Here is a 9,749-nt window from a genome sequence, read left to right on the forward strand (position 1 = left end):
GAAGGTTTCAAAACTTTAGACGAAGGTCAAGCAGTTACATTTGAAGTAGAACAAGGTCAACGTGGACCCCAAGCTACTAACGTTCGTAAAGCATAATTGAACCTAAATAATAAAAGACTCTCTTATGAGGGTCTTTTTTGCGTTTAATTATTAAATTTTCAGAGGTGGAAGTTTTGGAATTAAGGCAATTACAATTATTCATAGAAGTGGCTAAGCATAAAAGTATAACAAAAGCGGCGGAGAGCATGCATCTTTCGCAGCCAGCCCTGAGTAAGTCAATCCGAGTGTTAGAGGAAGAGTTAGGAATGACGTTGGTTATTCGCACCAATAAGACAAGTGACCTGACTGATGCAGGAAAAATAGTCTTAGAATATGCGCAGAAAATGGTAGGAATCTTATCTGAAATGAAAACCACCTTAAATGACATCACGAACCTGTCTAGGGGGCAGATCACAATTGGGCTTCCCCCTATTATAGGCAGTTTGTTTTTTCCTAGGGTAATCGCTAAGTTTCATCATGCCTTTCCCAATATAGAATTAAATATTACCGAGTATGGTGGCGCAAGAGTGGTAAAGAGTGTCGAGGAAGGGGAATTCGAGCTTGGTGTGGCGGTACTGCCAATTGATGAAAAGCAATTTGATGTTTATCCCATTGTTGAAGAAGAAATGAAATTGTTGGTCTTTAAAGACCATCGTCTAGCATCGCGTAAAGTCGTAGACATTAAGGAACTAAAAGAAGAGGAGTTTATCTTTTATCATGAGGAATTTGCACTAAATCAAATCATGAGAAATCAGTTTATTGAAGTGGGGTTTGAGCCGAAAATTTTGTTTCAGAGTTCGCAGTGGGACCTAATGACGGAAATGGTGGCTGCTAATCTCGGAATCACGATTCTGCCTCGATCAATCTGTAACCGTGCTTTTAACCCAGATTTAAGGGTCATAGAGCTGAAGGAAGATATTCTCTGGAGACTGGCTGTCATCACGAAGAAAGACCGCTATATTTCTAATGCTGGTCGAACATTTATTGATTTTATTTTAAAAGATCCATTATAACTTTCGGTTATGTAAATCATTCGATATATGTATTTTACGAATGACGAAAATCAGCGTACTATATACTCTATAGTTCATTTTGGAAAGAAAAGGAGTTTTTTAGCTCCTTTTTTTGTATTATGGAGGGATTATTTCGATGAAACTTGGAGTTATCATCTTACAGGTATTATTTCTACATGTATTCTTATTTCTAGGCGCTGAACTGAAAGAGGTAATTCCGCTCCCAATCCCTGCTTCCATGTTCGGATTGTGCCTTCTTTTTCTCGCACTTTATTTCAAAATTATCAAAATGGAATGGGTGGAAAAGGGAGCAAATTGGCTGTTAGCTGAGCTGCTGCTTTTCTTTGTCCCATCAGCGGTGGGGATTGTCAATTATGATGAAATACTAAGTGTCGAAGGAGCAGAAATCGTCGGTTTGATTGGGATTAGTACGATTATTGTTATGGGAATTACCGCACTAATTGCTGAAAGAATAACGGGCGGAAAAAGGAGTGAGCAGCATTGATGATGTTTTTATTTACGATCGTAACGTTTATTATCTACAGAGTGTCGAAAAAGGTCCATACAAAATGGAACCTGTTCTTTTTCCATCCCTTATTGCTGGCACCTATTTTATTGATCATCCTGATTTCCGTTACTCATGTCACAGCCGATCAATACCTAGCGGATACAAAATGGCTAACACATTTACTCGGACCTGCAACCGTTGCGTTTGCTGTACCGATTTATAAACACTTAAAGATTATTAAAAAATATGTGGGTACGATTATCATCAGTATTACCTCCGGATCACTAGTGGCGATATTTTCTACCTATGGTTTGTCGAAGTTGTTTCACTTGAAATATGACTTTATCACATCGATGCTGCCAAGGTCGATTACAACCCCGATTGCAATTGAGGTTTCAAAGGAGATTGGCGGTCTGCCAACCTTGACAACTGTTTTCGTGATTATAACAGGTATTATTGGCAGCATTGTCGGTCCATCGGTGATTAAAGGCCTATCCATTAAAACACCTATTGCTAAAGGCCTTGCATTAGGTATGGGTGCACATGGTGCAGGTACAAACAAAGCGTTTGAATACGGGAACCAAGAAGCAACCTTCTCATCCCTAGCCATGATCTTCGCAGCATTAATCACCTTAATTTGGGGAGCACTCCTCATACCACCCCTAATGCACTTTAGTGTCTAAAAACATAAAGGTGCCAGGCACCATGTGAATTCTTCACATGGTGCCTGACACCTTTTACTAATTATTCGGGACACGCGTTTGTTTATGATAACCAGTTTTAAGTATGCCTGTTGGTTTTTCCCAAAAGTATGCAAGGTGAGTTGTATTTTGGTTAAAGAGTTCAATAAGTTCATGGAAGTTCTTCATCTGATATACATTAAAGGCGATTCCTTTTTCTGTTTTTACCTGGAAATAACATGTGGTGGTATTATTTTCACCTGGTGATTCTTTCTCATAATACAGGGTATCCGTTACATCCTCCCAGGTATACTCATTAACAAATGTACCTTTTCTTTGGCTCGTGATAGTGACAGTAAACCCTTTTTCATGACAAATAACCGTGGTGTCATTGCCAAAGAAATACATAATTAGAAAAATGACGAGGGCAAGAATAACGATAATCGATCCAATCAATACGTTGATAAACATGAATCCAATTCCAATAAAACAAAAAATAAGTCCAAAAATACCAGAAGATCTGGATGACGTTTTATTTGCGAATTCTCTGTTCATAAAAAAATCCCTCCTTTAGTAAGAAGGGTATGCTTTCCACTATGTTAAATGACTGAACAAGTCTAACAGACTGTAAGAAAATTAACCGACAAATTGTGCAAAATCAAAGGAAAAAGTAAAATCTTTCATTATAGTATTTTTTCTTCAGCATCCAATAACTGTAGAAGCTCACGAACAGCATAGGAAAATCCATCTTCATCATTTGTTTTTGTAATGATATCGGCTTTTTGTTGAACATGGGCAGGCGCATTTCCCATTGCAACAGACGTGGTTGCGACTTCAAACTGGGCAAGGTCATTGCCTCCGTCACCAAAAGCAATAATTTCTTCAAAAGAAAGATTCATCATTTGCTGGTAGCGTAATAATGCTTTTCCCTTATGGGCTTCACTTGAGGTCATTTCCACATTATTTGGAAAAGAAGAAGCCATAGAAATATCGAATTTGCCGGCCAAAGCTGTTTTAACTTCTTCGATTTTTTCTACTTGATCTGGGTGGACCAATGCAATAAGTTTATAGATTTTAAGATTGTCTTTTTCAAGAATTTCATCATAATTAAATGTTTGAAAAAGCCGATCCAACTCCTGTTTACTTTTGCCGTGTAATGGCGGTAATGTTGAGGGAAAACCTCCATAATTTGTATAAACAAGTATACCAACGTCTAATCCTTTTAGTTTCTCCATAATATTTTTATAGGTTGAAATAGGTAAGGTAGCCTCATACATTAGTTCTCTAGTTTCTGAATATAAAACGGACCCATTGATACAAAAGATCGGAATCTCCATATTTTGAACAGCTTTTAATTTAATGACATCTGCGTAAGCCCGGCCTGTATTCAAAATAAGGCAGTGACCTTGGGCCTTTAATTCGTTTAAAACTTTCTCATTCTCCACAGAAATTTCATGCTGTGAGTTTAATAATGTACCGTCTAGATCAATTGAAATACACTTCATAATGTCAAAATTCCTTTCCATTCCATCATAAAGACAACTATATCAGATTTTCACACAAAAATGGGATTCCAAATTTTATAGTTAATTGAGAAATAGTGGTGCCTGACACCAATTATCAGGAAAAAATGCTTGGATATATAACATTTAAGTTGAAATAACATTTTTTTCCTTCTATAATCAATACAATAACCTTATTGGTGAAGTGTTCTGTCCCCATTCCTCACGTTGCTTTTTCATATATTGTTTTTAAGAATACGAGATTGGGAGTGAATAGTGATGATTTTGAGAATTAGTGAAATAACTGAATTTCTTCATGACTTTGAGAGATATGCTCACCAGGATGGTACGAAGTATTTTCTTACATTAAATACGGATAGTCCAAAAGGGACACTTACGATTATGAAGTATCCAGAAGGAAATTTTACCTACCACCGAAAAAATGAAAATTATTGGGACATTAAAGAAGTTGATATTGACCTGGATATGTTATCAGAGATTATATGGGGATTTAGAAAGACCATTAACGAAATGTTCCTAGAAGGCACGATGGCACATTAGTGGTTTCTATAATAACCCACGAAGCCTTTGAGCATAAAAAGGCTTGTTTTTTTGTATTGATCCATCATTTGAAAAGTATGTTTTCGAGAAATTATGGATACTATATTGTCGAGGTGATGGAATGGCAACGGCAAAGTTAGGCGATACAATTTCCTTTCAACGGGATGGAAAGAACCTTGAAGGTGTCGTTTCTGGGATAAGGGAAAATTCTGTTATGGTCCAATATGGTTTCTCAAAGGAGAAAGATGAGCCACTGACAACCATAGTCAACCATAAAAATTACAAACTTAAGAAGTAAAAACATCGAGTGCGGGATGAATATCTCCACTCGACTTTTTTGTTCAAAATTCAGGAAATTATATTCAGAAAAATCAATTTGTTAATTGACAAATGGCTATTTGGGGGACGAGAATAGACTTGTGATGTAAACATCAAAGGGATCTATACGCGAAAAAAATTACCCATCACTCTCATTAATAATAGAGGAGTTGGTAAAATGTTTTCCCCATTAACCCCATTAGACTGGAAACGAAGGGCGGTCAAGTATTATCCGAATAAAACAGCCATCATCGATGGAGACAAGGAATTTACATACCAAGAATTCGGTAAGCGCGTCGATCAGCTATCCATTGCCTTACACCAAGCAGGAATCAGCCAAGGCGACCATGTAGCAGTGATGCTGCCCAACACTCATTACATGCTGGAGTGCTTTTATGGCATTTGCCAGCTTGGTGCGGTCATGGTACCCCTTAATTACAGGCTATCAGCGAGTGATTTGGAGTATATCATTCGCCACAGTGATGCCAAAATGTTAATTATCGATGAGGAATTTTGCGGACCGATTGAAAAAATAGTCCATCATCTTTCCCTTGAGCAAATCTTAATTGTTTCGGTACCTGGACAGGAAACTTCGTTAAAAGGCACCGATTATGAGGCTTTTCTGCAACATGCTTTGGAAGCGGTTACACTTCCGGAGGTAGAAATTGAAGAAAATCAACTGCTAACATTAAACTACACCAGTGGCACTACTTCTAAACCAAAGGGAGTCATGCTTACCCATCGTGGGAATTATCTGAATGCAGCTAATTTCATGTATCATTTAGGAGTCAACTATGATGATGTGTATCTTCATACATTACCAATGTTTCATGCCAATGGCTGGGGCGGTGTCTGGGCAATTACCGCAGCAGGCGGGACCCATGTTTGTTTAAGAAAGGTGGACCCGTCACTTATTCTTGAATTATTTGATAAAAAGAATGTCAGCCTCTTATGCGGGGCGCCGACGGTCGTAAATATGCTTATTAATGAGCCAAAGGCGAAAGAAATTAACATTACTACAAACCCTCGGATGGCGACAGCTGGGGCACCTCCAGCGGCTGCTTTAATTCATAAAGCACAAGAAATCCTTGGCTTAAATATGATCCATGTCTATGGTCTAACGGAAACCTCTCCATTCATTCTTTATTGTGAGTGGAAGAAAGAATTCGATACAATGCCGGCTGATGTACAAGCGTCCATCAAGGCGAGACAAGGGATTGAACTTGCTTTCAATGGTGAAACAAAGGTTGTTCATCAAGACGGAGAAGAAGTAGCCTGGAACGGTGAGGAATTAGGAGAAATCATTACGCGCGGCAACGTCGTCATGGCAGGTTATTACAAGGATCCAATAACAACTGCGGCAGCGATCAAGGATGGGTGGTTCCATACGGGAGATTTAGCCGTTACTCATCCAGATGGTTTCATTGAAATACGAGACCGTGCCAAAGATTTAATTATTTCAGGTGGTGAAAATATTTCTTCGACAGAAGTGGAGGGGATTCTTTATATGCACCCAGCTGTCTTAGAGACTGCGGTAATTGCGATTCCTGATGAGAAATGGGGCGAGGTTCCCAAGGCGATAATCGTCTTACAGCCGGAGGCAAAAGTAACCGAAGATGAGATCATTCAGTTCTGCCGTTCGCAATTAGCACACTTTAAAGCGCCAAAATCAGTGGAATTTGTCGACGCTTTACCAAAAACAGCAACCGGTAAACTACAAAAATATCGATTAAGAGAAATGTTCTGGGCAGGTCCGAAGCGAGTCAATTAACATATTTAAATTTGGAGTTCTTTCTCATAGTGGGGAAAGGGCTCTTTTTTGTGTCTGGGCTACAAATGGATAGTGGCCAAAACAAAGAGCATTTAATTGGAACTTTATGGATAAATCAGTTAATCTGTAAAAGTACGTTTTTTGCTAAGGTTAATAGCAAAACTCACCATCATAAAGAACGAAAATAGGAATGGGGGATGGATAGATGGCGATATCAAGAAATAAACAGTCGACGATCGTTGCGCTTTTGCTTGCAGGAGCTTTTATTGCTATTTTAAATCAAACTTTGATGATCACAGCAATACCTCCAATTATGGAAGAAATGCATATAACCGCTAACAGCGCTCAGTGGCTGACAACGGTATTTATGCTAGTCAATGGGATTATGATACCGATTAGTGCATTTCTATTAGAACGGTTTACAACGAGGCAGCTGTTTATCTCGGCGATGAGCATTTTTGCAGTGGGAACCCTTGTAGGCGGAATAGCTCCTAACTTTGAACTACTTTTATTAGGAAGGATTATTCAATCTGGCGGGGCAGGAATTATGCTTCCATTAATGACGACGGTATTTCTAATGATTTTTCCAGTCAATAAACGTGGTGCCGCAATGGGATTGGTCGGTTTAGTCATTTCCTTTGCCCCGGCAATTGGTCCAGCACTGTCAGGTTGGGTGACATCACAATTTTCATGGAGGGTCCTGTTTTTTATCATTTTGCCGATTGCTCTTATTGATATTCTTGTTGCTTTCTTTGCTTTAAAAAATGTAACTGAAGTATCAAAGCCGAAAATGGATGTTATTTCGATCGTGTTATCTACACTAGGTTTCGGCGGCTTATTGTATGGATTTACTTGTGCAGGAAATTATGGATGGGCAAACACGACCACGCTTTTAACGCTAGGAATCGGAGGATTGTCACTGGTTCTGTTTATTACAAGACAGTTAAGACTGAAACATCCTATGCTTGAATTTGGTGTATTTAAGTATTCTGTTTTCCCGTTTGCCATTATCATTGGTATGATTGGCTTTATGGGACTAATTGGAGCAGAGACGATTATCCCTTTATTTATGCAGCGGATGCGCGACTTTACGGCAGTGGAGGCAGGGATCGCACTTTTACCTGGGGCGCTAATCAGTGGATTGATGGCACCAATTATTGGGAGAGTGTTTGATAAAATTGGCGCGAGATGGTTAGTAATGATTGGTTTAACGATTATGACAGCATCTTCGTTTGCTTTTACGAATTTAGGTCCTTCGACGACGATGACCTATATAACAGTCTTATATGGGATCAGGATGTTTGGTTTTTCGATGGTAATGATGCCAGTCGCAACATCTGCCTTAAACCAGTTACCGAAACAATTAATCCCTCATGGTGCGGCAGTGGATAATACAATGAAAATGATTGCAGCCTCTGTTGGAACCGCCATCCTTGTCACGGTTATGACGACCACCGCGGAAAATGCCGAGACGCGCCCAGAGATTTCCTATCCGGATATGTATGGGGCCAATGTCGCCTTTATGGTCATATCCATCCTGTCACTATTAGCCCTCATTCTTTCCTTTTTTATAAAAAATGATCATCAGACAGAGGGCGAGGCTAAGCGACAAAGGAAGGTAAAAGTTAAATTGCAGGAGTAGTTTTATATATTAACTAACCAAAAACTTTGATAAACAAAGGTAATTTGTTTTTCAGAGTTTTTTTTATTTGGCTTATCGTTAGAACAGAGAATGAACCTTCTGATTAGGTTCATAATAAAACCAAAAGGAGGGAACAGTATGGACCAAAAATACAATACAGGCGATGATGCTGCCATTGAATTAAAGAAAGCATTGAACAAAAGCCAGCCTAGAAGTAATCCTAATATGAGTGAAGCTGAGCAGAAGCTGAAATTTCCAAATAAGAAAAGCTAACAAAGATAATTACGGTCTTCAATCGGAGGTGAGACAATGCCGAAAAATAACCCAATTGAATATTCGGGAAAAGTTCTAGACCAAAGAAATAATCTTACTGGTCCCGATGAAGGTAAAGCTACTTATCCCGAGCGGCCACAGCATGTACCGATTCAGGATCCATCTAGCGAACAAAGGAAATAGATGGGATCAGAAATTTCTAAAAGAGGAGGTTGATTTCATGATAGATTCATTAAACGTCGGTGACACAGCTCCAGACTTTACTTTAACGGCTACAACAAAGGAAAAGATATCCTTGTCTGATTACCGCGGGCAGAAAAACATCGTCGTTGCCTTTTATGGGATGGACTTTACGCCCGGCTGAATTAAGGAAATTTCCTCTTGGAAAGAGGATTATAAGAGATTTGAGCAATTAGATGCGGAAGTACTTGGGATTAGTGTGGACCATATCCACTCCCATAGAGTCTTCGCAGCAAGTATGGGAACCCTGCCGTACCCATTATTATCCGATTGGTTTAAAGAAACGGTAAAAAGTTACTATGTGTTAAACGAAAAAGGCGGAACAGCGATTCGTTCAGTCTTTGTGGTAGATAAAACAGGCGTAATTACCTACATAAACACCTCATTTAAAGCGGACAAAAAAGAAGATTATGAAGCCGTATTTAATGAACTTGAAAAGTTAACAAGCAAATAATCTACGATAAAAATAATGGTGTCAGGCACCAATCGAGTGCCTGACACCTTTTTTTTATTCTATTAGTCAGTAACTATAAAACCTCTTTCGAGAAAATCTTCAATGACTTCACTGACTTGAAAGGAGATCTGCGGCGAATCATAATTGTCAAAGGCATGTTCACAGCTATTTTTATAGTTCATGGTTTCATCATAATGAGCCATGTGGCGGGCAATGTCTTGATCATTATCTTGTCGTTCCTTTTGTCGCTCAATCACCGTATCACGGTCGGCATAGATGAAGAAGCGCATGACACGATCACCGTACATTTGTTTTAATTTTTCGGTTCCTTCGGGATTTAATGTGAGGTATACGAGGTTGTGGGATTCGAATGCTTTTACAATGTCCTCTTCGCGAATGCCATAATGGATACCATCGATTTCGACGCATTCAAGAAATTCCTGTCTATCTTCCATCTTTTTGAATGTTTCTTCGTTTATAAAATGGTAGTCTTCCCCATTCTTTTCATAGTGACGAGGGGAGCGAGTTGTGTAGGAGATGACTGTCTCCATATCAAAAGCGGTGGCTACCATTTTGGCAACCGTTTTTCTGCCTGAACCATCTGGACCTGTGTAAATGAAGAGCTTTTCCTTATTCTTGATTTTATACATAGATAACCTCCTGAAATGAATTATATAAAAAAGAATCTACCTATCGGCAAATACTTTTTAGTATTACACCATAATATGGTTGCAATGGTAATATTTTA

Annotated in this window: 14 protein-coding genes; 11 read left to right on the top strand and 3 right to left on the bottom strand. The window is 38.9% G+C overall.

Going from position 1 to position 9,749, the window contains the following annotated elements; genetic code table 11:
• From V7659_RS27715 to V7659_RS27730, 4 genes are all read left to right on the top strand, one after another.
• A partial coding sequence (locus V7659_RS27715; protein ID WP_335543299.1) for a cold-shock protein occupies positions 1 to 96 on the top strand: 96 nt, incomplete at its 5' end.
• Between the two features lie 77 nt (positions 97 to 173).
• Positions 174 to 1,052, top strand: a complete 879-nt coding sequence (locus tag V7659_RS27720) for a LysR family transcriptional regulator (RefSeq protein ID WP_420491780.1) — start codon at positions 174 to 176, stop codon at positions 1,050 to 1,052.
• Between the two features lie 136 nt (positions 1,053 to 1,188).
• The gene (locus tag V7659_RS27725) at positions 1,189 to 1,557 is read left to right on the top strand and encodes a CidA/LrgA family protein (protein ID WP_335543289.1); all 369 of its coding nucleotides are present in this window, start codon (positions 1,189 to 1,191) and stop codon (positions 1,555 to 1,557) included.
• Positions 1,557 to 2,243 carry an LrgB family protein gene (locus V7659_RS27730; protein ID WP_335543301.1) on the top strand — a complete coding sequence of 229 codons (687 nt, stop codon included), beginning with the start codon at positions 1,557 to 1,559 and terminating at the stop codon, positions 2,241 to 2,243. The genes V7659_RS27725 and V7659_RS27730 overlap by 1 nt, the downstream gene beginning before the upstream one ends.
• A 57-nt stretch (positions 2,244 to 2,300) precedes the next feature.
• Here the strand turns inward: V7659_RS27730 and V7659_RS27735 are convergent, their stop codons facing one another.
• Positions 2,301 to 2,795, bottom strand: coding sequence for a hypothetical protein (locus tag V7659_RS27735; RefSeq protein ID WP_335543290.1), 495 nt, complete (start codon positions 2,793 to 2,795; stop codon positions 2,301 to 2,303).
• Positions 2,796 to 2,923: 128 nt separating this feature from the next.
• Positions 2,924 to 3,745 carry an HAD family hydrolase gene (locus tag V7659_RS27740; protein ID WP_335543291.1) on the bottom strand — a complete coding sequence of 274 codons (822 nt, stop codon included), beginning with the start codon at positions 3,743 to 3,745 and terminating at the stop codon, positions 2,924 to 2,926.
• Between the two features lie 276 nt (positions 3,746 to 4,021).
• On the opposite strand from V7659_RS27740, the gene V7659_RS27745 reads away from it, so the two are divergent.
• From V7659_RS27745 to V7659_RS27775, 7 genes are all read left to right on the top strand, one after another.
• Positions 4,022 to 4,303: a hypothetical protein gene (locus tag V7659_RS27745; protein ID WP_335543292.1), complete on the top strand. Its 282-nt coding sequence runs from the start codon at positions 4,022 to 4,024 to the stop codon at positions 4,301 to 4,303.
• 121 nt (positions 4,304 to 4,424) lie between these two features.
• Positions 4,425 to 4,601 carry a DUF2187 family protein gene (locus V7659_RS27750; RefSeq protein ID WP_335543293.1) on the top strand — a complete coding sequence of 59 codons (177 nt, stop codon included), beginning with the start codon at positions 4,425 to 4,427 and terminating at the stop codon, positions 4,599 to 4,601.
• Positions 4,602 to 4,799: 198 nt separating this feature from the next.
• A complete protein-coding gene (locus tag V7659_RS27755) occupies positions 4,800 to 6,392 on the top strand; it encodes a long-chain-fatty-acid--CoA ligase (protein WP_335543294.1) in 1,593 nt (530 codons plus the stop codon).
• A gap of 205 nt (positions 6,393 to 6,597) precedes the next feature.
• Entirely contained in the window at positions 6,598 to 8,034 is a 1,437-nt protein-coding gene (locus V7659_RS27760) for a DHA2 family efflux MFS transporter permease subunit (protein ID WP_335543295.1), read from the top strand.
• A 138-nt stretch (positions 8,035 to 8,172) separates the two neighbouring features.
• Complete coding sequence (locus V7659_RS27765) at positions 8,173 to 8,307, top strand: hypothetical protein (RefSeq protein WP_260871604.1); 135 nt, start codon at positions 8,173 to 8,175, stop codon at positions 8,305 to 8,307.
• A 36-nt stretch (positions 8,308 to 8,343) separates the two neighbouring features.
• Positions 8,344 to 8,490 (top strand): hypothetical protein, encoded by a 147-nt coding sequence (locus V7659_RS27770; RefSeq protein WP_335543296.1) that lies wholly within the window; start codon positions 8,344 to 8,346, stop codon positions 8,488 to 8,490.
• A 37-nt stretch (positions 8,491 to 8,527) separates the two neighbouring features.
• A complete protein-coding gene (locus V7659_RS27775; protein WP_335543297.1) occupies positions 8,528 to 9,001 on the top strand; it encodes a redoxin domain-containing protein in 474 nt (157 codons plus the stop codon).
• 62 nt (positions 9,002 to 9,063) lie between these two features.
• Here V7659_RS27775 and V7659_RS27780 read toward each other — a convergent pair whose 3' ends face one another.
• Entirely contained in the window at positions 9,064 to 9,651 is a 588-nt protein-coding gene (locus tag V7659_RS27780) for a guanylate kinase (protein ID WP_335543298.1), read from the bottom strand.
• Positions 9,652 to 9,749 lie beyond the last annotated feature (98 nt).

Source organism: Neobacillus drentensis, from assembly GCF_036966985.1.
Taxonomy (GTDB): Bacteria; Bacillota; Bacilli; order Bacillales; family Cytobacillaceae; genus Neobacillus; species Neobacillus drentensis_E.

What these genes read in the sequence shown, in the direction of transcription:
- V7659_RS27725 (WP_335543289.1), top strand. Translation starts at nt 1,189, where the DNA reads ATGAAACTTGGAGTTATCATCTTACAGGTATTATTTCTACATGTATTC.
- V7659_RS27730 (WP_335543301.1), top strand. Translation starts at nt 1,557, where the DNA reads ATGATGTTTTTATTTACGATCGTAACGTTTATTATCTACAGAGTGTCG.
- V7659_RS27735 (WP_335543290.1), bottom strand. Translation starts at nt 2,795, where the DNA reads ATGAACAGAGAATTCGCAAATAAAACGTCATCCAGATCTTCTGGTATT.
- V7659_RS27740 (WP_335543291.1), bottom strand. Translation starts at nt 3,745, where the DNA reads ATGAAGTGTATTTCAATTGATCTAGACGGTACATTATTAAACTCACAG.
- V7659_RS27745 (WP_335543292.1), top strand. Translation starts at nt 4,022, where the DNA reads ATGATTTTGAGAATTAGTGAAATAACTGAATTTCTTCATGACTTTGAG.
- V7659_RS27750 (WP_335543293.1), top strand. Translation starts at nt 4,425, where the DNA reads ATGGCAACGGCAAAGTTAGGCGATACAATTTCCTTTCAACGGGATGGA.
- V7659_RS27755 (WP_335543294.1), top strand. Translation starts at nt 4,800, where the DNA reads ATGTTTTCCCCATTAACCCCATTAGACTGGAAACGAAGGGCGGTCAAG.
- V7659_RS27760 (WP_335543295.1), top strand. Translation starts at nt 6,598, where the DNA reads ATGGCGATATCAAGAAATAAACAGTCGACGATCGTTGCGCTTTTGCTT.
- V7659_RS27765 (WP_260871604.1), top strand. Translation starts at nt 8,173, where the DNA reads ATGGACCAAAAATACAATACAGGCGATGATGCTGCCATTGAATTAAAG.
- V7659_RS27770 (WP_335543296.1), top strand. Translation starts at nt 8,344, where the DNA reads ATGCCGAAAAATAACCCAATTGAATATTCGGGAAAAGTTCTAGACCAA.
- V7659_RS27780 (WP_335543298.1), bottom strand. Translation starts at nt 9,651, where the DNA reads ATGTATAAAATCAAGAATAAGGAAAAGCTCTTCATTTACACAGGTCCA.